Source organism: Gilliamella sp. W8136, assembly GCF_016101285.1.
Taxonomy (GTDB): Bacteria; Pseudomonadota; Gammaproteobacteria; order Enterobacterales; family Orbaceae; genus Gilliamella; species Gilliamella apicola_N.
Genome location: NZ_JACFQU010000010.1, coordinates 37,524 through 58,932 on the forward strand (window position 1 = coordinate 37,524; position 21,409 = coordinate 58,932).

The window sequence follows — 21,409 nt, forward strand, 5'->3', positions numbered from 1 at the left end:
ATAACTTCAAAGGTTATGCTTCTGTAAGAATAGCAACACAAACGCGACTACTAACCTATTTAATGACTATTCTAATGTTTATCATTCTTTTAGCAAGAATGCACTTTTTTGATATATACTTCCCAAAAAGGTACTATTGAGACATTAAAATGAAGAATAAATCAGATTCTAATGAAGATTATAAACCTACTATCCGCTGCCCTGTTGAGACAACAATAAATATCATTGGAGGAAAATATAAATCTTTAATTTTATGGAAATTGATGACAACAAAAACACTGAGATATTCTCAATTACGTAAAGAGATTCCAAGTGCCACACCTAAAATGCTCACCCAGCAACTACGCGAACTTGAAACAAGTGGCTTAATTCATCGCAGAGTATTTCCAGTTGTCCCACCAAAAGTCGAGTACTCATTAACCGATTTTGGTAAAAGTATTAAACCCGTATTAAAAGCAATGTATAAATGGGGTAACCACTGCTTGGATAGCCAAGGATTAGAGGTTAATTGTTCAATGGTTGAGCTAACAGATTAATTATGAAAATTTAACTCAATAAGTTAGATACATACTCAAAAACTATATGAAAAATAACAGGGTGTGAGTAACCCTGCTATTTTAATCTAAAAATTAGTTACGTAATTTTTCTGGCCAATCGTTTTGAGTTGAAACTAATAGATCTTTAACAATTCTAGGATTTCCAGCTACCACATTACCAGAAACCATATAATTATTATTACCAGCAAAATCGGTCATCACACCGCCAGCTTCACGCAAAATCAATTCACCACCAGCGATATCCCATGGTTTTAAACCAATCTCAAAAAAGCCATCTAATCGACCTGCTGCAACATAAGCCAAATCTAAAGCTGCCGAGCCGCTACGACGAAAATCGCCACATCGAGTAAATAACTTTTGTAAAACCGCAAAATAGCTATCACTATGTTGTTTAGCCTTGAATGGAAATGCCGTCGCGAGTACGCTACCATCTAAATCTTTAGCATTACTAACACGAATACGATAACCATTAAGCTGAGCACCTTTACCACGCGCAGCAGTAAATAATTCATTACTCATTGGATTATAAACCACAGCAACTTCAGTTTTGCCCTTAACACGAGCAGCAATAGAAACAGCAAAATGCGGAATATTTTTAATAAAATTGGTCGTACCATCAATTGGATCGATTATCCACTGTGTTTCAGCATCATTACCTTTAGCCAAACCACTTTCTTCGGCAATAATCGTATGATCAGGATACGCTTTTTTGATTGTCTCAATAATCAAAGCTTCAGCAGCGCGATCAGCATTAGTAGCAAAATCGTTGGCGCCTTTAGTGTCAATTTCGATTGAACTAGGGTTTTCATAAGCCTTTATGGCCACATTACCTGCTTTACGAGCAGCGCGAATAGCAATATTAAGCATCGGATGCATAAATTTCTTCCAATTGATGATGTTAAAGAACGGATAGTTTTAGTAAAACTTACACAGTTATACTAAAATTTACGGCATAGTATAAAGGTTTTACCACTGCATTGCCAGACTATGTTAGGATTAATGGCTAAAATAGCCATATTCTCGTAACGCTAGAATTATTGCTTACCTTATTACTAAATTTATTCCATCTATATGTTGCATCTAAGTGAAAATTTTATTGGTAACGGTTCAGTTAATTACTGATCAATTAGGGTAAAAAAATGACTAAATCAATCTATCGTAACTTTTTTCATCGCATGATTGGCTTTCCATTCGCAATAAATTAAGAATTATTGCATAATACCTAGCGTATAAAATAGCGAACTTAAGTTAGGAATAATTATGGAACTTCTTTGTCCAGCCGGATCTTTACCATCACTTAAAGTAGCCATCGATAATGGCGCTGATGCTGTTTATATTGGTTTGAAAGATGATACTAATGCCCGTCATTTTGCTGGTTTGAATTTTAACGAGAAGCGCTTAATTGAAGCATCTGACTATGTGCATAAACGCGGTAAAAAACTACATATTGCAATTAATACTTTTGCGCATCCTGAAAACTTCCAGCGTTGGCAATATGCAGTTGATACAGCCGCCAATATTGGTGCTGATGCACTTATTATTGCGGACTTAGCAATGCTAGATTATGCTGCTGAAAAATATCCAAACCTGGAGCGTCATGTCTCAGTGCAAGCATCATCAACCAATGAAGAATCAATTAAGTTCTACTATAACAATTTTCATGTACATCGTATCGTGTTACCACGTGTACTCTCTATGCATCAAGTAAAGCAACTTTCGCAAGTTTCACCAGTTCCACTTGAAGTATTTGCTTTTGGTAGTTTATGTATCATGGCGGAAGGACGTTGTTATTTATCTTCCTATCTTACCGGCGAATCTCCTAATACCGTTGGTGCTTGTTCACCAGCAAAATTTGTTCGCTGGGAAGAAACTGAAAAAGGTCTTGAGTCTCGCTTAAATAACGTGTTAATTGATTGCCATAAAAAAGGTGAAAATGCTGGTTATCCAACCTTGTGTAAAGGTCGTTATTATGTAGGCGATGAGCTTTATCACCCTATTGAAGAACCAACCAGTTTAAACACAATTGAACTACTGCCTGAACTGTTTGCAGCCAATATTGCATCAGTCAAAATTGAAGGCCGTCAGCGTAGCCCTGCCTATGTTGAACAAGTAACTAAAGTATGGCGTCAAGCAATCGATCGCTATAAAGCAAATCCACAATCATTCCAGGCGGAAAAAAGCTGGATGGATACGCTGGGTTCTGTTTCAGAAGGAACACAAACCACGTTAGGTGCTTACCACCGCAAATGGCAATAACATAATACTAAGTCTACTGTTATATTAATCATCAAGAAATATTGATTATAAAAGATATCACATCTTGATTTTGTATGTACTGTACAACTTAGGTTATGCCATTTTTATTAAATGAAATCAAATTTAAGATAAATAAATTATAGTGAGCAAAACTATGAAATATTCATTAGGACCAGTGCTTTATTATTGGCCTAAAACTGAAACCGAAGCCTTTTATCACGCAGCAAAAGAGAGTGAAGCTGACATTATTTATATGGGTGAAACGGTTTGTACCAAACGCCGAGAAATGAAAGTTACCAATTGGCTAGAATTAGCTAAGGAAATCGCTAAATCTGGCAAACAAGTGGTGCTTTCAACATTGGCTTTACTTGAAGCTCCGTCAGAATTAAACGATTTACGACAACTAGTCAATAATGGTGACTTTTTGGTGGAAGCCAATGATTTAGCGGCCATCAATATTGCTCAAGAAAATAAATTACCATTCGTTGCTGGTCCTGCTATTAACTGCTATAACGCCTTGACTTTAAAATTATTACAAAAGCAAGGTATGGTACGTTGGTGTATGCCGGTTGAACTTTCACGTGATTGGCTAAATAATGTTCTTAAACAATTTGAGAGTTTAAATATTGAAAAAAACTTTGAAGTGGAAGTCTTTAGTTATGGTTATTTACCTTTAGCTTATTCCGCACGTTGTTTTACCGCTCGTTCAGAAGATAGACCAAAAGATAAATGTGAAACTTGCTGCATCAAATATCCTGTTGGCCGTGAAGTATTTTCTCAAGAACAGCAAAAAGTTTTTGTACTAAACGGTATCCAAACACAAAGCGGCTATTGTTATAATTTAGGTAATAATTTAAAAGAGATGAAAGGATTAGTTGATATTGTACGAATATCGCCGTTAGGACTCGAAACACTCGATATTGTAAAACAATTTAAAGCCAATGAAGATGGCTCTAATCCACTGCATATTGAACATAAACGCGACTGTAATGGTTACTGGAATGGTATTGCTGGACTCGAACTTAGCCAATAAAGATTTTACACCAAAGCAGTTTAGGGCTGATTTTCCAGCACTAAACAGTAATAGTGTATATCTTGATTCCGCGGCAACTGCTCTTAAACCTCAGGTAATGGTGGATGCCACAGTGGCCTATTATGCACACAACACCGCGACCGCCAAACGCAGTTTGCACCATGGTGCGTTGCAAGTAACAGTGGCTATCGATAAAGCACGACAACATGTTGCTAATTTGCTTCATGCAAGCAATAACACTGAAATTATCTGGACACGTGGTGCTACCGAATCAATTAATTTAATTGCTCAAAGTTATGCTCGCGGTATATTACAACCTAATGATGAGATTATTGTTAGCGAATTAGAGCATCACAGTAATTTAATACCTTGGTTAATTGTGGCTAAACAAACTGGGGCAAAAGTCATTAAATGGTCTGCCAATATAGATGAGTTATCATCGCTAATATCATCAAGAACTAAAATCGTAGCAATAACCCATATGTCAAATGTCACTGGATTTTGCCCAAATTTAGCTACAATTAGCCACATAGTTCATCAATATAATGCTATTTTAGTAGTAGATGGTGCCCAAGGAATTGTCCATCATGATATTGATGTAACAACGCTTGATATCGACTTTTATGCTTTTTCAGCTCATAAATTGTATGGCCCTACGGGACTGGGTGTTTTATATGGTAAACAAACATTACTTGAGCAAATGTCAGTTTGGCATGGCGGTGGAAAAATGCTAAAAAGCACCTCATTTAATGATTTTATTCAAGAAGATACACCTTATAAATTTGAAGCAGGCACACCCAATATAGCTGGCATTGTTGGCTTTAATGCAATACTTGATTGGTTAAACAATTGGGATCTTAAGAAAGCAGAAAATTACACAGAACAATTGGCCCATTATACTAAATCACAGCTAAGCAAACTGGCTAATCTACAATTCTACAGTGTTGAAAACAGCCCAATCATCACATTTAATATTAATGATATTCATCATAATGATGTAGCGATTTTACTTAGCGAGCAAAATATTGCGATTCGTACTGGCGAGCTGTGTGCTCAACCTTTAATGAATAAATTGGGTTGTCATGGGGTTATTCGTCTATCATTAATGCCATATAATAATGAGCAAGATGTAAATGCTTTTATTTTGGCATTACAAAATGCAATTGAAATTTTAGCCTAATTTTATACTGAAACGTATAGTTAACCTGAAACTTTTTTACAAATAGTTAATTATTTATAGGTCAATATTATGCTATCACAGCAAGACTTAACCAAATTATTTTTACAGCAACATAATTGGCAAGATCGCTATCGACAGTTAATTGTATTAGCAAAACAATTGCCACCAATGCCTGAAGATTTAAAAACGGATGAAAACCAAGTCAATGGTTGTGAAAATCGCGTTTGGCTAACTTATCAAAAGCAAAATGATAATACCTTTATATTTCAAGGTGACAGTGAAGGACGCATCGTTAAAGGCTTACTGGCAATTTTAATTATTATTGCTAACCACAAAACAGCAAAAGAAATTGCCGCTATCGATTTTCAATCTTTATTAAACCAGTTAAAAATTACGGATGAGCTAAGTCAATCGCGTTTACAAGGCTTGACTAAACTAATTGAGCGTATTCAATCCGTTGTATAAAAAAAGAGGGGGGTTATCTTCCCCCTATTTTACTAAGATTGTTGCTAACTGATAACGTTGTTGATTAATTTTCAATATAGGTAAAAAGTGTGATCACTTTTTTAACGCCATCGACTTTACTAGCAAGCTGTGCAGCAGCTTTACCATCTTCTGGTGTCACAATACCAATCAAAAATACTTCCCTATTTTCAGTTACGACTTTAATGTTGCGTGCTTTGGTTTTCGCATTCAATATTAGCTGAGATTTAACTTTCGTTGTGATCCATGTATCATTGGTGATTGTGCCTGCACTAACGGGTTGACCAACTCGAATTTGATTGTAGACTTTTTTTACACCTTCAACTTCATAAGCTAGGCTTTCGGCCTTTTCAATTTGCTCACGACTGGCTTGCCCCGTTAAGATAATATCACCGCTATACGTACTGGAAACGATACGTGCTCCAATAAATTGAGGACCATTATTTTTAATTTTCATCCCCATACGTGAATTTAAGGTAGTATCGTCAACTTGTGTGCCCGCAGTACGAGGGTCGGTAGCAACTTTTGCAGTAGCTGTAGCACCTGCGCCAATTACTGCGGCGGTAATACAGCCTTGTAACATTAATGCGCCTGTTATTAACATAGCTATTAAGGCAGCTCTCTTCATTATTACTCCTTACAATTTATAACATTGTAATCAAATACTAAAAATCGCTGTTATTATGCCTTTTTGATAATGATTTGCAAAACAATTTTGTGTTTTACACTATGATAAAAACCAATAACAATAATCGAACATAAATTATTTAAAAATTGTGTTATTTTATCACTAATAACGGTTACTTTTTTTGATACAATCTAATGTCATCAATATAGTGGAATATATGGAATTATCGGAATTAAAATATGAATCAAGATAGTATTGATTGGCTATATGGATTATCCGCGCCAATGGTTGCTTTAAACAAAGATAATGGTGCAAGTTATACTTCAGCATACTTTATTCCCGAACGGGATTTTGTCGATTTGAACGAAAGTTGGGGGATTAATTCTCGCGAAACTCTACTTAATTGTGTCTTTGATATGGTTGATGATGGACATGCAACATTATTATCTCGCTATTATTCAAGATACTGTCGATCTTCCGAAGCTGATTGGCGTAATTACTGCCAAGATCAAAACGATTATCAAAAAGTCCTAATGAAATTTGTTGAACAAACTTTTTGTGTATGCGGTATTGGTGGCATTCGTAGTTGGGATTATGCACGGATGGGATATATACTACGAAATGGCACAACCAACAAATTTATTACCGAAGAGGAAGCACTATGGATTTTTACAAGAATTGCTTCACGTTCTCAATATTTTTATAAATCTTGGCATAACTACTTTACTGCTTGGTCAGTTGGATTTCAATTTTGGGAATCAATTAACAATAAGGAAGATCTTGAAGCTTTACGTTGTGAATTAACTAGGGCATCGCAAACGCGCACCATGAAAATATTAATTAATGACGAAGATTCACCTTGCAATCGCCTACCTTGGTACATTGATATTGAAGAACTCGAAAAACCTGAATCATTAAGGGAGTATGATTGGTCATGAGTACAAATTTTTGGGAATTATTAGGCATTGAACAAACTACAGATACCGCGCTTATTCGCCAAGCATATCGTGAAAAACTACCCTCATATCATCCAGAAACGGATCCTGATGGGTTTAAAGCATTGCGCGAAGCTTACGAATCAGCAATAAGTTATGCAAAGTCGCCTGAAACAGCTGTTGATACAACAACTCAACAATCGGAAAAAGAATCAGTATCACAACTAACAGAAGAACAAATTCAAGCAAATGAAATTTACAACGCTTACCAAGCTCTATTAGAAGATCCCCAACGCTGTTATAAAGTAGATGAATGGCAGAAATTTATTGGTTCATTTTATGATTACCCAATGTCGGTTATTGATTCAGTCAAGTGGCGATTACTAACTTTAAGCTATGAAACAACAAATATCTCAGAATCATGTGTCAAAATTCTAGCTGATAATTTACGTTGGCGTCAGCAATTAATGACACAGTTCACCGATGACTTTCAAATATATGATAGTTATTTAAATCACATCGATCATGGTGATTTATTTGATTACACGTGTTTGCCTACAACCAACAAAGCATTACAAAATGCTACCATTGATTATATTTATTCTATTAAATGGGTATATTGGGAACGTAGACCTGACGATGTTTATATATTCCTATCACAAGATACTGTCTTTTATCTTCCTGATGATAAAAAACTTATGCTTGAATTTGCTTTTTGGCATAGTGAAGCAAATATGAAAAATCAATTTATCTTGGATTATGCTTTAAAATGCATTGCTGAAAATGATCAAGATGAACAAACTATTATCGATTGGAAATATATTGCCGCCATTCAATATACCTTGCTTGAAGACAAACATAATGCATTACAATTTTGGTTAGATCTATATTATTCTGGGCATTATCAAGAAAAAGCAGAAAGTTGGATAGCAGGTTGGTGCGTCTATTTTGAAAAAGATTACTTCCCTTTATTAATTATGGCGTTAAATAACAGCCACTGTATTGACACCGATAAAACAGAAATTTATCTGCACACTATTCCGCAATTAACCACAACCACAACAGCACGATTAGCAGGAATAGATGATATCGAAAGCTATCCAAAAGAAATTGTTGATTTTGTCAATTGGGCTCTAAGCGTAAATTGGAGTTACCGACAAGTTCTATCGATATTATTACGCGATGACGGTTCACATCGATTATATCGATTATATCGGCATGCAGTGATGTTGCGCCATGGTAACGAAATTCTGTTACAAGAAATTTTAGATGAGCAAAGTAATGATCCATTTGAACAATTTATTTTGCATCATTTAAAACGCCAAGCACGACAACATCTTACATGGCTTAAACAACTCTCACCAATACAAGAGTTTAAAGCCTGGCTATTTGATGATGATAAAAATGCCCTGTTACCAAAAAAATTCGATCCAGATGAAGAGGGTGAGCTGGTTTTATATGGTCGTTTATGGTTAGATAGATTTCAAGAGCTCCCTGAGGTTGCTAAATTACATTTATATCATAGTTTTCATTATTCAAATATGGAAATGTTTGATTGGGCTATGTATTTACAATTCATGAAATATTACTTGTTACCCGAACCACCAAATGCATCAACAAAAATGAATAATAAAAATGCGTATTGGCAATGGTTTCATCATTGTTTATTAGTTTTAGCTACCGTTAACCAACCGATTAATGTCGCTATATATCTACAGCAAGAAAATAATAATTTTACTATTAAGGATGATGACAAACTTAAACCATTAATAGAAATATTTAAACATGGCAATTGGCAAAATGAAACTGAACTTTACAACCTAATTGATAATGACAGCAAGCTCATTAATTGTATTTTAAACAATTATCCAGATTCCATGGAATGGTTTATTGATGATCCTGACTACATCGATTTTAATAATTTCGAACAAAAAATAGAACAATTATGGGCACCAAAATTAGCTAAAAAAAATCCAGTTTATGTGATATTGCTATACCTGATTGTATTAAACAAACCCGAACAAAAAGCCAAATTAGATCAAACGTTACAAAAACTGGTTGGTGATAATAAAGATCTGAAAAAAATAGCAAATAGTTTAAAAGATAATTGGAGTTTTCCTTTATCGGTTAACAAAAATAGATACCACTATACCAAACAAGTAGACGAAATCACCTCACTTGCTGAACGCTTATCTAATCAATACAGCGTATGCGATGATGATGAACTAAAAATGTTAGATAAATTTAAAAATGATAGCGATAACGATTTAGTATTACGACTCTGTGCAGCATTACTTTTGGCAAAAAATACTGAAAATCAAAAATGGCTTGAGTCACAATCTCTACCTCAAAATAAATGGTGGCAATTTTGGCGTTGGAATGGACGTACTAATATACAGGGCTTTATAGTACAGTTAATTTTATCAATTACGATGCTTATGTTTTTAGATAAAAATAATTTTGATAATATAACAAATTATGTCATTTTGACATTAGTAGCAATTAATACTCTTTTTGCTATCAAACGACGTATCAACGACACAGATAAAGGACAACCTTTATATTTTATTGCAACAATATTTTTGCTACCACTATTGTTATCACCATGTTGGCTTCCAGAATTAAAAAAAATCAATCGCTATGGACCACCAATAGAAAAAAAGACTAAGGAAAAGTAAACTACACAAAAATCCCCCTTTTGATTCGTATAAAAAGGGGGAAATGTGATCGAATAAAAATCTATAATGGTTAACGATTGAGTTCTTGTAGATTTGCTTCAATTTCACAGCGCATTTCATCAATTTCTTCTGAATTTTGCTGATCTAATACCTCAATAAAAGCTTCAATGTACGACCCAATTAATGCTCTTTCATCACCTAATGATTGTGCCCATGCTCGCTCTAATCTCGCTAATAAAGTCCGATTTGGCATCTCATCACGAGGATGAACTTTGAGTGATTTTAATCGTTCATGGCTCTCTTGTTTTTGTTTATCAGTTAAACCTATTGGACTATGATCAATGACTTTTCCATGTTTAATACCGGTTTCAAGAACAACTACATCAACTTCTAACAAACCATTCAAATCATAACTAAAACGAACATCAATACCTTGTGTTTTCTCCATCGGAGTTACAGGCACTTCAAACTGATCTATCAGCACATTATTTTCTACGCGTGGACTTTCGCCTTGATAAACCGCAATGCCAATAATCTTCTGTTGCGGATGCACCGTATAAAAAGTTTTTACTTTCGAGGTCGGGACAATGGTATTTCGCTCAATAATCGGTGCAAATAATCCACCAACATTACCTGAACTACTTTCAATACCTAACGTATAAGGACATACATCAGTTAAAATAACCTCTTCTATATCAGCATTACGTAACCGACAAGCAGCTTGAACAGCAGCGCCTTGTGCCACAATCGTGGTAGGATTAATATGACGATAAGGCAATTTGCCAAATAATTTCGTTACCAGCTCACGCACCACACCGAGTTGTGATGAGCCACCGACTAACACAATATGTTCAAGCTGGTTAGGCTTTAAGCGCGCATCATTTAAGGCTTGTTCAATAGGCGAACGTAAACGATTAAGAAGTGGTAACCATAGCGTTTTGGCTCGATTTTCATTTAAGGAAAACTCCCACTGCTTATCTTGCCAAAACCAAGTTAATTTGTGTAATTCATCACCGCTTAACTTACACTTTAATTGCTCCGCTAAATCTAATAAACGTGCATAGTCGTCAACGGGTATATCCTGTTGTTTAAGATTCCAATCACTTAAGCAGGCTTTAACCAGTTCATCGGTAAAATCTTCGCCACCTAAATAGTTATCTCCGGCAGATGCATGTACTTCAATAATTGGCAAAGCATATTCCAGTACAGTCACATCAAAGGTACCGCCACCTAAGTCAAAAACTAAAGTATTACCTGATTGCTCTTCATGTAATCCATATGCCATAGCGGCTGAGGTTGGTTCATTAATTAAACGTACAGCATTTAAACCAGCTAATTCCGCAGCAAAACGTGTTTGTTTGCGTTGTTCATCATTAAAATAAGCAGGAACAGAAATCACTACATCGTGTATTTCTTGTTTTAAAAACGCTTCGGCATCGGCCTTAAGAGATTTTAACACCATGGCAGAAAGTTCGGTTGGCGTAAATTTCTTGTCACCTAATTCAAATACTTTATTAGAGCCAAGAAAGCGTTTGAATGCAGCTGCACTTCGACTTGGATGCGTTGTTAAGCGAGACAATGCAGCACGCCCAACTAAAATAGAATCATCATCATCAACACTTACTACTGATGGAGTGACAACTTCGCCGATTGAGTTGGGGATAAGTATTGGCTTACCATCTTGCCAAACACAAATTAAACTATTAGTAGTACCTAAATCAATTCCTATGGGGTGATGCATAATTGGTTTGTTCTCTTCTTATTATTAAAGTTAATATCAACAATATTATATAGTTAATACTGCTCAAGGTACAATTTTATCAAACACTAAAATATTCAATTTACCTTAACTCATTATTTTATATATGTCTAAAAATTAGACCACCAAAAATTATAATTACTATCTGTATCGATTATTCTCAATAAATAACCATTAAATCAATCGTCATTTAAAAATTGACACTAATAATTATCTTTATTTTGCATATCAATAATTTGACTAGTTAACTGACCGTTAGCTAATCTGGTTGTGATAAACTCACCTACGTTTACTTGTTCAACACGACGCACTACCGTATTTTGTTGATTGGTCGTTACAGAATATCCTCTTTCTAATGTCGCAAGTGGACTAACACTATTAAGTTGCGAGGTTTGTAAAACAAATTGATGTCGTGACTGAGTTATTTTTTGCTGAATTAAATTAATAAGTTGCTGACGTTTCTGGCGAATCATCTGACTTAAGTAGGTAATATTATTTTGTGGAGATAGCCGTAACAGTTGTTTATCTAAAAAGTTATGGCGATTTGACTGTTTGAGTAAATATTGCTGCATATTTTCATATAAAGCATGCTGGTAAGATAGTAATCCATTTAATTTTTTTGCTAGTTTGGCTTGTGGATGTTGGGTTTGCAATTGGTGACGCCACTTATTGAGCATTTCACGACGTCGAGTCAAATAATAATCCATTGCCATAGATAAATGCTGTTCTTGAACTTCAATCCGTCTAATCTGATCTAAGCAATCGCGACTAACTAATTCCGCTGCCGCGGATGGAGTAGCTGCTCTGACATCAGCGACAAAATCGGCTATGGTAAAATCAATTTCATGCCCCACTGCACTGACAATTGGCAATTGGCTAGCAAAAATCGCTCTTGCGACTACTTCTTCATTAAATGACCATAAATCTTCGAGTGAACCACCTCCTCGACCAACAATTAACACATCACATTCTTGACGAGTATTAGCAATTTGAATCATTTTAGCGATCTGCGCAGCAGCTTCTGTGCCCTGTACTTGCGTTGGATAGATAATTAAACGCAAACTTGGATCACGACGTTTTAAGATCTGACAAATATCATGTAATGCCGCCCCAGTTGAAGAAGTAATAATGCCAACAGTACGAATATTTTCAGGCAATGATTGTTTATAAGTAGATTCAAATAACCCCTCTTCAAATAATTTTTGCTTTAATTGTTCAAACTTTTGTTGCAACAACCCTGCACCAGCAGGTTGGATTTTATCAATAACAAGTTGATATTCACCCCGTGCTTCATAAAGCGTAACTGTTGCTCTAACCAATACCTGCTGACCATTTTGTGGTGTAAAACCAGCGCGAAAATTACTATTGCGAAACATGGCACAACGAACTTGAGCGGCATCATCTTTTAAGGTGAAATACCAATGCCCAGAAGCGGGGCGAGAAAAATTAGAAATTTCGCCCATCAGCCAAATTTGACCAATAGCATCAGCAAGAATATCTTTTACCATTTGGTTAAGATCTTTAACCGATAGAATCGAACTATTGTGCTGCATACTATTCCTCTATTAATTATACTGTTACCTATTTAAGCTAAATCAAATTGAGCCCAAATTGGCGCATGATCAGACGGTTTTTCCATAGCGCGGATATCATAATCAATGCCAGTTTGTTGGCAATGCGCCATCAACTTTTCACTAGCTAAAATCAAATCAATTCTTAATCCAGTATGGGTATCAAAGCCTTTAGAACGATAATCAAACCAGGAATATTCCTGTTTTGTTGGATGCTCATTACGATAAGTATCAACAAACCCAAGTGACATTAAATTGTTCATCCACTCTCGCTCTTCAGGTAAAAATGAACATTTACCAGTACGCAACCAACGTTTACGGCTGTCGTCCGAAATGCCGATATCCAAATCGGTTGGACTAATATTCATATCCCCCATAATCAAGCAAAGCTGATCACTTAATTGATGTTGCTTTAAATAATCAATCAAATCTTGATAAAATTTACGTTTTGCAGGGTATTTGATTTCATGATGCAAACTTTCACCCTGCGGAAAATAACCATTAATTATGGTTAACTCACCTTGGTTGGTTGGCAACTGAGCGATAATTAATCGGCATTGGGCATCATCGCTATCAGTTGGAAAACCACATTGTACTGAAAGTGGCTTTTGCTTAGTTAACAGAGCCACACCATAATGCCCTTTTTGCCCATGATAATTTAAGTAATAACCAAACTGCTCAAGCTCCTCGACTGGAAACTGATCATTATGAACTTTGGTTTCTTGCAGACCTATCACATCTGGTTGGTGCTTATCAATAATGGCGGCTAATTGATGGATTCGAGCCCGAAGACTATTAATATTAAAAGAAATAACTTTCATGATGAATTTATTGTATTGGAATTAAGGTTGCAATAGTCCCATCCTACCAAAAATACGTTATACTGTTAAGCTATTACAGAAACAGTTATCATTTGTGAGAAAAGGAATAACCGAATATGTCTACGGAATTACTTGCCTTGCGCGATAAAATTGATGAAGTCGATAAATCAATTTTATCTTTAATTAATAAACGATTAGCTTTAGTCGCCGAAGTTGGCGATGTAAAAAGCAAACACGGTATTCCTATTTACGATCCTAAGCGTGAAGCAGAAATGTTAGCCCAAAGACGAAAAGAGGCTGAAAATATTGGTGTATCATCTGCTTTAATTGAAGATATATTACGCCGTTTAATGCGTGAATCATACATAAGTGAAAATGACAAAGGTTTTAAAAAGGTCTATACCGGTTCAGGTTCTATCGTTATCGTTGGAGGTAATGGACAAATGGGTAAATTGTTTGCTCGTCTGTTCACCCTATCTGGTTACCATGTTAAAACTTTAGGTTCTAAAACTATGCATCAAGCAGCCGAAATAGTTGCTGATGCAGCGGCCGTGATTGTGACAGTACCAATTAACAAAACTTGCGAAATCATCGATCAATTACCGCCATTGCCTAAGGATTGTATCTTAACCGATTTTACCTCAATAAAAGTCAAACCTCTTGAAGCTATGCTCAAAAAGCATCCTGGCCCTGTCGTTGGACTCCACCCAATGTTTGGTCCTGATGTACCAAATTTAGCAAAACAGATTATTGTCTATTGTGAAGGGCGTGAGCCAGATAAATATCAATGGTTAATTGAACAAATGCGCATTTGGGGAGCCAATTTATGTGCAATTGATGCCAAAGAGCATGATAAATGCATGTCATTTATTCAAGCTTTACGCCATTTTACCTCTTTTTCATATGGCGTAAATTTACAGCGAGAACAAGCCGATTTAGAACAACTGATTGCGTTATCCTCCCCTATTTATCGATTAGAATTAATGATGGTAGGTCGATTGTTTGCACAAGATCCGGTGCTTTATGCCGATATTATTATGGCATCTGATGATAACATTGAACTAATCAAACGTTATTATCAATGCTTCGGAGAAATGGTGAAATTAATTGAGCAACGCGACAAAGTAAAATTTATTGAGAATTTTAATAATGTCACCGAGTGGTTTGGTAATTATGCTCAGCGCTTTATTAAAGAAAGTCAGGTTTTACTAAAATTTGCTAATGATAATCGGGAATGATTTTATACTCAAACGTATAGTTAACCTCAAACTTTTTTACAAAAAAGCTTATAAACAATACGTCTAGTTAAAATAATTTTTAAATTACAATTTTATACTTAAGAAGTAGACCACAATAAAATTTAGTGTGAGGGAATAAAATGTCTAATCGGAAATATTTTGGCACTGATGGGATTCGAGGCAAAGTTGGAGAGTACCCTATCACACCAGATTTTGCGCTTAAGCTAGGGTGGGCAGCAGGTCGTATACTTGCTAAAGATGGGGTAAAAAAAGTATTAATTGGTAAAGATACCCGTATTTCTGGTTATATGCTTGAATCAGCACTTGAAGCCGGATTTGCTTCGGCGGGTGTTGCTACTGCATTTACAGGTCCCATGCCAACGCCAGCTATTGCGTATTTAACACGAACATTTAGAGCTGATGCCGGCGTTGTTATTTCAGCATCACATAATCCATTTTATGATAATGGTATTAAATTTTTTTCGACCGAAGGCAAGAAACTCGATGATGCAATCGAATTAGAAATTGAAGCTCAGCTTGAAAAAGAGATCGACTGCGTTGAATCCATACAACTCGGACGTGCAAGCCGAATTACCGATGCGGCAGGTCGTTACATTGAATTCTGTAAAAGCACCTTTGATCATGATTTGAGTTTAGCCAGTTTAAAAATAGTCGTCGATTGTGCTAACGGCGCCACTTATCACATCGCTCCTAAAGTTTTACGTGAACTTGGTGCAGATGTGATAAAGATAGGCTGTGACCCCGATGGCGTTAACATCAATGATAATTGTGGTGCAACAGATATTAGAGCATTGGCCAAATGCGTTATTGATGAAAAAGCCGATTTAGGATTTGCCTTAGATGGCGATGGTGATCGCATTATCATGGTTGATCATAAAGGGCGTAAAATTGATGGTGATTTAATTATTTATATTATTGCTCGTGAAGCATTAAGACAAGGTCAATTAAAAGGTGGCGTTGTTGGCACATTAATGAGTAATATGGGACTTGAAATCGCACTTAAAAATTTGGGTATTCAATTTGTACGCGCTAAAGTTGGTGATCGTTATGTACTTGAAAAAATGCTTGAAAAAAATTGGCGCTTAGGCGCTGAAAACTCTGGTCACGTTTTATTATTAGATAAAACCACCACTGGCGATGGTATTATTGCGGGTTTACAAGTATTAGCCGCAATGGTACGCAATAACATGTCATTAGCTGATTTATGTAGTGGTATGACCATGATGCCACAAGTATTAATCAATGTTCGATTTGCTGAAAAACACGATCCATTAACAAACCCCGATGTCAAATTAGCCATTGAACAAGCCGAAAAACAACTTGGTATTCATGGACGTGTTTTGATTCGTAAATCAGGAACAGAACCACTTATTCGCGTCATGGTTGAAGGTATTGATGCTGCTGAAGTACAAAAACTGGCAGAACAAATCGCTGAAGCAGTTAAAGCATCAAATTAGCTTATTTTATCCCTATTAATTTGGCGATTAATAGGGGATTATTTCTACTAAAGTGACATTATAAAGTTGCTATTCTTTACACAAATTTAGTAAAAAGTGTCTAAATTCTTAATTTAGTTAATCAAAGGTTGACTTATTATAGGCAATTAGGTTTAAAATAGTAGCTTCGAATTATTACAGCGATTGCTTATATCTTTATTGAAAGGAATGTAAGCAGTATTTTTAAATTTTAGGAATAAGGTAAGAGGGTTTTATGTCAGTTTCCTCTCCAGCTTCACCACAAGCTTATATCAAGCATCATCTTGAGAACTTGCAAGTAGGTTCTGGTTTTTGGACCTTTAATCTGGACTCGTTGTTCTTTTCAATTGTACTTGGTGTTATCTTTTTATGGATATTTCATCGCGTAGCTAAAAAAGCTACCAGTGGTGTACCAAGTAAATTGCAATGTGCAGTAGAAATGCTCTTTGAATTTGTTAATAACACCGTTAAAGACATGTTCACTGGTCAAAATAAACTCATTGCGCCGTTAGCCTTAACTGTGTTTACTTGGGTATTTTTGATGAACTTAATGGATCTCATTCCAGTAGACTTTTTACCTTACGCTGCACAATATTTAGGTCTTTCGCATTTAAGAGTCGTCCCTTCTGCAGATGTCAGTATCACAATGTCAATGTCATTAGGCGTATTTATTCTTATCATAATCTATTCAATTAAATACAAAGGTATTTCTGGATTTATTAAAGAATATACACTTCATCCTTTTAATCATTGGGCATTTGCGCCAATCAATTTAATCCTTGAGCTTGTTAGCTTATTAGCTAAACCAGTTTCTTTAGGACTTCGACTTTTCGGTAATATGTATGCTGGTGAACTTATCTTTATCTTAATTGCTGCACTATTACCTTGGTGGTCACAATGGATACTCTCATTACCTTGGGCCATATTCCATATTTTAATTATTACGTTACAAGCTTTTATTTTTATGGTGTTGACGATCGTCTATTTAGCAATGGCATCGGCAACGGAAGATCACTAATTTCAATATTTTTTTGATAATAAACTGGAGTATATAATGGATAGTATGTTATTTGTAGCCGCGGGCATAATGATGGGATTAGCTGCAATTGGTGGTGCAGTTGGTATTGGATTACTAGGTGGTAAATTCCTAGAAGGTGCCGCTCGTCAACCTGAATTAATGCCTATGTTACGTACCCAATTCTTTATCGTTATGGGCTTAGTTGATGCAATTCCAATGATCTGTGTGGGTATTGCACTTTATGTTATTTTTGCTGTTGCCGGTTAATAAACTTTTAAGAGGAATCGTCTCATGAATATGAACGCAACTCTCCTCGGCCAAGCAATTACATTTGTATTGTTTGTTTGGTTCTGCATGAAGTTTATTTGGCCACCTGTTATTAATGCGATTGAAAAACGCCAAAAAGAGATAGCAGACGGTCTTGCTTCAGCAGAAACAGCAAAAAAAGATTTGGAATTAGCCAAAGCAAATACATCTGACATAATGCAACAGGCTAAGGTAGAGGCTAATGCAATTATTGAGCAAGCAAACAAACGCAAAGCTATCATTCTTGAAGAAGCACAACAAGAAGCGATCCGCGAAAAAGAACGTATTGTTGCTCAAGGATTTGCCGAAGTAGAAGCTGAACGCAAACGCGCTAGAGAAGAGCTTAAACAACAAGTCGCTACACTCGCTATTGCCGGTGCAGAAAAAATTATTGAACGTTCTGTTAATGAAGCCGCAAATAGCGACATCATTGATAAACTCGTAGCTGAATTATAAGGAGAATAGAGCAATGGCTGACTTAATTACAATTGCTCGTCCTTATGCTAAAGCCGCTTTTGATTTTGCGGTAGAAAGAAACAGTATCGAATCATGGCATAAAATGTTGGTATTAACTTCTCAAGTAAGCAAAGATGCACAAGTAAGAAGTATCCTAACATCTGATATGAAAACTGATTCGGTGGCTAATTTACTCATCAACATCTGTAAAGATGTATTAGATGAGTTTAGCACTAATTTTATTAAAGTTATGGCTGAAAACAAACGATTATCACTTCTTCCTGAAGTTTTAACTTTGTTTGAACAATATTGTTTAGATAAAGATGCTCAAGCAGATGTTGATGTCATTTCAGCTAATGAGCTAACTAGCGAACAACTTAATAAAATTTCTATCGCTGTCGAAAAACGTTTATCACGAAAAGTAAAACTAAAATGTCATATAGATAAATCGCTCATTTCTGGTTTTATTATTCGTACGGGCGATATGGTTATTGATAGTAGTATCAGAGGGCGTTTAAATCGTTTAAATGACGCTCTACAGTCTTAAGGGGACTGATAATGCAGCTAAATTCAACTGAAATAAGTGAACTAATTAAAGAGCGGATAGCTCAGTTCAATATTGTGAGTGATGCTCACAATGAAGGAACAATCATCTCAGTAAGTGATGGTATTCTTCGAATTCACGGATTAACCGATGTAATGCAAGGCGAAATGATTGCATTACCTGGTAATCGATATGCAATGGCATTAAACCTAGAACGAGACTCAGTCGGTGCGGTGGTTATGGGACCATACGAAGACTTATCGGAAGGGATGAAAGTACAATGTACTGGCCGTATTTTACAGGTACCCGTTGGTGAAGGCTTATTAGGTCGTGTTATCAATACACTTGGTGAACCTATCGATGGCAAAGGCTCAATTCAACATGATGGATTTTCGCCGGTTGAAGTTGTCGCACCAGGTGTTATCGAGCGTCAATCAGTCGATCAAGCATTACAAACAGGTTATAAAGCCGTCGACTCAATGATTCCAATTGGTCGTGGTCAGCGTGAACTTATTATCGGTGACCGTCAAACAGGTAAAACAGCATTAGCAATCGATGCAATCATTAACCAACGTGATTCGGGTGTAAAATGTATCTATGTAGCAATTGGGCAAAAACAGTCAACTATTGCAAACGTAGTACGTAAACTTGAAGAACATGGTGCATTAAAAAATACTATCGTTGTTGTAGCTTCAGCATCTGAATCAGCTGCATTACAATATTTAGCACCTTACGCGGGTTGTGCCATGGGTGAATACTTCCGCGATCGTGGTCAAGATGCATTAATTGTTTATGATGATCTATCTAAACAAGCGGTTGCTTACCGTCAAATTTCGTTATTACTTCGTCGCCCACCTGGACGTGAAGCATATCCTGGTGATGTATTCTATCTTCATTCTCGCTTACTTGAACGTGCAGCTCGTGTTAACGAAGCTTATGTTGAAGAATTTACTAAAGGTGAAGTAAAAGGTAAAACAGGTTCATTAACAGCATTACCAATTATCGAAACACAAGCTGGTGACGTATCGGCATTCGTACCAACTAACGTAATTTCAATTACTGATGGTCAGATCTTCCTTGAAACAAGCCTATTTAACTCAGGTATTCGCCCTGCGGTTAACCCGGGTATTTCGGTTTCTCGTGTTGGTGGTGCTGCGCAAACCAAAATAATGAAAAAATTATCAGGTGGTATTCGTACGGCACTTGCACAATACCGTGAATTAGCTGCGTTCTCACAATTTGCTTCTGACTTAGATGAAGCAACAAGAAACCAATTAAGTCATGGTGAAAAAGTAACTGAATTATTGAAACAAAAGCAATACTCTCCTATGACTGTTGCTGAGCAATCAATTGTACTTTACGCTGCTGAACGTGGTTATCTTGAAGATGTAGAACTCGCTAAAGTATTACCATTTGAAACGGCACTCCTTGCTTATGCCCATAGTCAATATGCTGATTTTGTCAAACAAATCGACGAAACAGGTAATTACAATGATGAGATTGAAAGTAAGTTAAAAGAATTACTTGAAAGCTTTAAATCAACTCAAACTTGGTAAGGGTGAGGTAAAAAATGGCTAATGCAAAAGAGATTAGAACAAAAATTGCCAGTATCCAAAGTACGCAAAAGATCACTAAAGCGATGGAAATGGTTGCCAATTCTAAAATGCGTAAAACGCAAGATAGAATGGCAGCAAGTCGTCCATATGCTGAAATGATTCGTGAAGTAATTGGACATTTAGCGTTAGCTCAGATAGGCGCCAAGCATCCTTATTTAGAAGAAAGAGATGTAAAGCGAGTTGGCTATCTTATCATTTCAACCGATCGTGGTTTATGCGGTGGTTTAAATATCAATCTTTTCAAAACTGTCATTGCTGATATGTCAGCATGGCAGGAAAAAAATGTTGAAGCTGATGTTGCTTTAATTGGTTCTCGGGGTGTTTCATTTTTCTCATCAGTAAAAACAAACATCTTAACACAAGTCACGAATTTAGGTGATGAACCAACTTTATCCGATTTAATTGGACCGGTAAAAACAATGCTTGAGGCATATGACAAAGGTAATATTGATAAATTATATATTGTTACTAATAAATTTATTAATACTATGTCGCAAAAACCAACAATACAGCAATTATTACCATTACCACCATCAGAAGATAAAGCACTTAAAGCTTCATCGTGGGATTATATTTATGAGCCAGATGCTAAATCACTATTAGATGTGATTTTACGTCGTTATATTGAATCACAAGTCTATCAAGCTGTGGTTGACAATCTAGCGAGTGAACAAGCGGCAAGAATGGTGGCCATGAAAGCAGCAACAGATAACGGTGCAAACCTAATTAATGAATTACAAATTGTGTATAACAAAGCACGTCAAGGTGCTATCACAAATGAATTGATTGATATTGTATCCGGTGCAGCCGCTGTTTCAGGTTAGTGCTAAATAT

Annotated in this window: 20 protein-coding genes; 15 read left to right on the forward strand and 5 right to left on the reverse strand. The window is 36.0% G+C overall.

The window, feature by feature from the left end:
• Window positions 1-149: 149 nt before the first annotated feature.
• Window positions 150-536 (forward strand): helix-turn-helix domain-containing protein, encoded by a 387-nt coding sequence (locus tag H3T96_RS07965; protein WP_065738234.1) that lies wholly within the window; start codon window positions 150-152, stop codon window positions 534-536.
• 93 nt (window positions 537-629) lie between these two features.
• Here the strand turns inward: H3T96_RS07965 and suhB are convergent, their stop codons facing one another.
• Complete coding sequence (suhB, locus tag H3T96_RS07970) at window positions 630-1,433, reverse strand: inositol-1-monophosphatase (RefSeq protein ID WP_086325961.1); 804 nt, start codon at window positions 1,431-1,433, stop codon at window positions 630-632.
• Window positions 1,434-1,817: 384 nt separating this feature from the next.
• Here suhB and H3T96_RS07975 point away from each other — a divergent pair, with 384 nt between their 5' ends.
• The 4 genes from H3T96_RS07975 (at window position 1,818) to csdE (ending at window position 5,491) form a co-directional block, all read left to right on the forward strand.
• A complete protein-coding gene (locus H3T96_RS07975) occupies window positions 1,818-2,813 on the forward strand; it encodes a peptidase U32 family protein (RefSeq protein WP_065603214.1) in 996 nt (331 codons plus the stop codon).
• A 154-nt stretch (window positions 2,814-2,967) separates the two neighbouring features.
• Entirely contained in the window at window positions 2,968-3,846 is an 879-nt protein-coding gene (locus tag H3T96_RS07980) for a U32 family peptidase (RefSeq protein ID WP_144092114.1), read from the forward strand.
• Window positions 3,815-5,026 (forward strand): cysteine desulfurase CsdA, encoded by a 1,212-nt coding sequence (gene csdA, locus H3T96_RS07985; RefSeq protein ID WP_144092112.1) that lies wholly within the window; start codon window positions 3,815-3,817, stop codon window positions 5,024-5,026. Before H3T96_RS07980 ends, csdA begins: the two co-directional genes overlap by 32 nt.
• A 69-nt stretch (window positions 5,027-5,095) precedes the next feature.
• On the forward strand, window positions 5,096-5,491 hold the full coding sequence (csdE, locus tag H3T96_RS07990) for a cysteine desulfurase sulfur acceptor subunit CsdE (RefSeq protein ID WP_144092110.1): 396 nt from the start codon (window positions 5,096-5,098) through the stop codon (window positions 5,489-5,491).
• Window positions 5,492-5,555: 64 nt separating this feature from the next.
• Here the strand turns inward: csdE and dolP are convergent, their stop codons facing one another.
• Window positions 5,556-6,137, reverse strand: a complete 582-nt coding sequence (gene dolP, locus H3T96_RS07995) for a division/outer membrane stress-associated lipid-binding lipoprotein (protein ID WP_065738229.1) — start codon at window positions 6,135-6,137, stop codon at window positions 5,556-5,558.
• 239 nt (window positions 6,138-6,376) lie between these two features.
• Here dolP and H3T96_RS08000 point away from each other — a divergent pair, with 239 nt between their 5' ends.
• Window positions 6,377-7,075, forward strand: a complete 699-nt coding sequence (locus tag H3T96_RS08000) for a DUF1266 domain-containing protein (protein ID WP_144092108.1) — start codon at window positions 6,377-6,379, stop codon at window positions 7,073-7,075.
• A complete protein-coding gene (locus H3T96_RS08005; protein WP_144092106.1) occupies window positions 7,072-9,750 on the forward strand; it encodes a hypothetical protein in 2,679 nt (892 codons plus the stop codon). Before H3T96_RS08000 ends, H3T96_RS08005 begins: the two co-directional genes overlap by 4 nt.
• 70 nt (window positions 9,751-9,820) lie before the next feature.
• On the opposite strand, the gene H3T96_RS08010 is transcribed toward H3T96_RS08005, so the two are convergent.
• The 3 genes from H3T96_RS08010 to xthA all read right to left on the reverse strand — a co-directional run bounded on the left by H3T96_RS08010 (window position 9,821) and on the right by xthA (window position 13,901).
• Window positions 9,821-11,491: a molecular chaperone HscC gene (locus tag H3T96_RS08010; protein WP_144092104.1), complete on the reverse strand. Its 1,671-nt coding sequence runs from the start codon at window positions 11,489-11,491 to the stop codon at window positions 9,821-9,823.
• Between the two features lie 221 nt (window positions 11,492-11,712).
• Window positions 11,713-13,062 (reverse strand): exodeoxyribonuclease VII large subunit, encoded by a 1,350-nt coding sequence (gene xseA / locus H3T96_RS08015; protein WP_144092102.1) that lies wholly within the window; start codon window positions 13,060-13,062, stop codon window positions 11,713-11,715.
• Between the two features lie 32 nt (window positions 13,063-13,094).
• The gene (gene xthA, locus H3T96_RS08020; protein WP_144092100.1) at window positions 13,095-13,901 is read right to left on the reverse strand and encodes an exodeoxyribonuclease III; all 807 of its coding nucleotides are present in this window, start codon (window positions 13,899-13,901) and stop codon (window positions 13,095-13,097) included.
• A gap of 116 nt (window positions 13,902-14,017) precedes the next feature.
• On the opposite strand from xthA, the gene tyrA reads away from it, so the two are divergent.
• From tyrA to atpG, 8 genes are all read left to right on the forward strand, one after another.
• On the forward strand, window positions 14,018-15,139 hold the full coding sequence (gene tyrA, locus H3T96_RS08025; protein ID WP_086325970.1) for a bifunctional chorismate mutase/prephenate dehydrogenase: 1,122 nt from the start codon (window positions 14,018-14,020) through the stop codon (window positions 15,137-15,139).
• Window positions 15,140-15,279: 140 nt separating this feature from the next.
• Window positions 15,280-16,617 carry a phosphoglucosamine mutase gene (glmM, locus tag H3T96_RS08030; RefSeq protein ID WP_086325971.1) on the forward strand — a complete coding sequence of 446 codons (1,338 nt, stop codon included), beginning with the start codon at window positions 15,280-15,282 and terminating at the stop codon, window positions 16,615-16,617.
• 253 nt (window positions 16,618-16,870) lie between these two features.
• The gene (gene atpB, locus H3T96_RS08035; RefSeq protein WP_065603191.1) at window positions 16,871-17,653 is read left to right on the forward strand and encodes a F0F1 ATP synthase subunit A; all 783 of its coding nucleotides are present in this window, start codon (window positions 16,871-16,873) and stop codon (window positions 17,651-17,653) included.
• Between the two features lie 36 nt (window positions 17,654-17,689).
• Window positions 17,690-17,920 carry a F0F1 ATP synthase subunit C gene (gene atpE, locus H3T96_RS08040; protein WP_034901511.1) on the forward strand — a complete coding sequence of 77 codons (231 nt, stop codon included), beginning with the start codon at window positions 17,690-17,692 and terminating at the stop codon, window positions 17,918-17,920.
• Window positions 17,921-17,944: 24 nt separating this feature from the next.
• Entirely contained in the window at window positions 17,945-18,415 is a 471-nt protein-coding gene (gene atpF, locus H3T96_RS08045) for a F0F1 ATP synthase subunit B (protein WP_144092098.1), read from the forward strand.
• Between the two features lie 13 nt (window positions 18,416-18,428).
• A complete protein-coding gene (atpH, locus tag H3T96_RS08050) occupies window positions 18,429-18,962 on the forward strand; it encodes a F0F1 ATP synthase subunit delta (RefSeq protein WP_025314344.1) in 534 nt (177 codons plus the stop codon).
• Between the two features lie 11 nt (window positions 18,963-18,973).
• A complete protein-coding gene (atpA, locus tag H3T96_RS08055; RefSeq protein WP_086325972.1) occupies window positions 18,974-20,515 on the forward strand; it encodes a F0F1 ATP synthase subunit alpha in 1,542 nt (513 codons plus the stop codon).
• A 14-nt stretch (window positions 20,516-20,529) separates the two neighbouring features.
• On the forward strand, window positions 20,530-21,399 hold the full coding sequence (gene atpG, locus H3T96_RS08060; protein ID WP_025314342.1) for a F0F1 ATP synthase subunit gamma: 870 nt from the start codon (window positions 20,530-20,532) through the stop codon (window positions 21,397-21,399).
• Window positions 21,400-21,409 lie beyond the last annotated feature (10 nt).

Excerpts from the sequence above, each read along its gene's own strand:
- H3T96_RS07965 (WP_065738234.1), top strand. The coding sequence starts at position 150 with ATGAAGAATAAATCAGATTCTAATGAAGATTATAAACCTACTATCCGC.
- suhB (WP_086325961.1), bottom strand. The coding sequence starts at position 1,433 with ATGCATCCGATGCTTAATATTGCTATTCGCGCTGCTCGTAAAGCAGGT.
- H3T96_RS07975 (WP_065603214.1), top strand. The coding sequence starts at position 1,818 with ATGGAACTTCTTTGTCCAGCCGGATCTTTACCATCACTTAAAGTAGCC.
- H3T96_RS07980 (WP_144092114.1), top strand. The coding sequence starts at position 2,968 with ATGAAATATTCATTAGGACCAGTGCTTTATTATTGGCCTAAAACTGAA.
- csdA (WP_144092112.1), top strand. The coding sequence starts at position 3,815 with ATGGTATTGCTGGACTCGAACTTAGCCAATAAAGATTTTACACCAAAG.
- csdE (WP_144092110.1), top strand. The coding sequence starts at position 5,096 with ATGCTATCACAGCAAGACTTAACCAAATTATTTTTACAGCAACATAAT.
- dolP (WP_065738229.1), bottom strand. The coding sequence starts at position 6,137 with ATGAAGAGAGCTGCCTTAATAGCTATGTTAATAACAGGCGCATTAATG.
- H3T96_RS08000 (WP_144092108.1), top strand. The coding sequence starts at position 6,377 with ATGAATCAAGATAGTATTGATTGGCTATATGGATTATCCGCGCCAATG.
- H3T96_RS08005 (WP_144092106.1), top strand. The coding sequence starts at position 7,072 with ATGAGTACAAATTTTTGGGAATTATTAGGCATTGAACAAACTACAGAT.
- H3T96_RS08010 (WP_144092104.1), bottom strand. The coding sequence starts at position 11,491 with ATGCATCACCCCATAGGAATTGATTTAGGTACTACTAATAGTTTAATT.
- xseA (WP_144092102.1), bottom strand. The coding sequence starts at position 13,062 with ATGCAGCACAATAGTTCGATTCTATCGGTTAAAGATCTTAACCAAATG.
- xthA (WP_144092100.1), bottom strand. The coding sequence starts at position 13,901 with ATGAAAGTTATTTCTTTTAATATTAATAGTCTTCGGGCTCGAATCCAT.
- tyrA (WP_086325970.1), top strand. The coding sequence starts at position 14,018 with ATGTCTACGGAATTACTTGCCTTGCGCGATAAAATTGATGAAGTCGAT.
- glmM (WP_086325971.1), top strand. The coding sequence starts at position 15,280 with ATGTCTAATCGGAAATATTTTGGCACTGATGGGATTCGAGGCAAAGTT.
- atpB (WP_065603191.1), top strand. The coding sequence starts at position 16,871 with ATGTCAGTTTCCTCTCCAGCTTCACCACAAGCTTATATCAAGCATCAT.
- atpE (WP_034901511.1), top strand. The coding sequence starts at position 17,690 with ATGGATAGTATGTTATTTGTAGCCGCGGGCATAATGATGGGATTAGCT.
- atpF (WP_144092098.1), top strand. The coding sequence starts at position 17,945 with ATGAATATGAACGCAACTCTCCTCGGCCAAGCAATTACATTTGTATTG.
- atpH (WP_025314344.1), top strand. The coding sequence starts at position 18,429 with ATGGCTGACTTAATTACAATTGCTCGTCCTTATGCTAAAGCCGCTTTT.
- atpA (WP_086325972.1), top strand. The coding sequence starts at position 18,974 with ATGCAGCTAAATTCAACTGAAATAAGTGAACTAATTAAAGAGCGGATA.
- atpG (WP_025314342.1), top strand. The coding sequence starts at position 20,530 with ATGGCTAATGCAAAAGAGATTAGAACAAAAATTGCCAGTATCCAAAGT.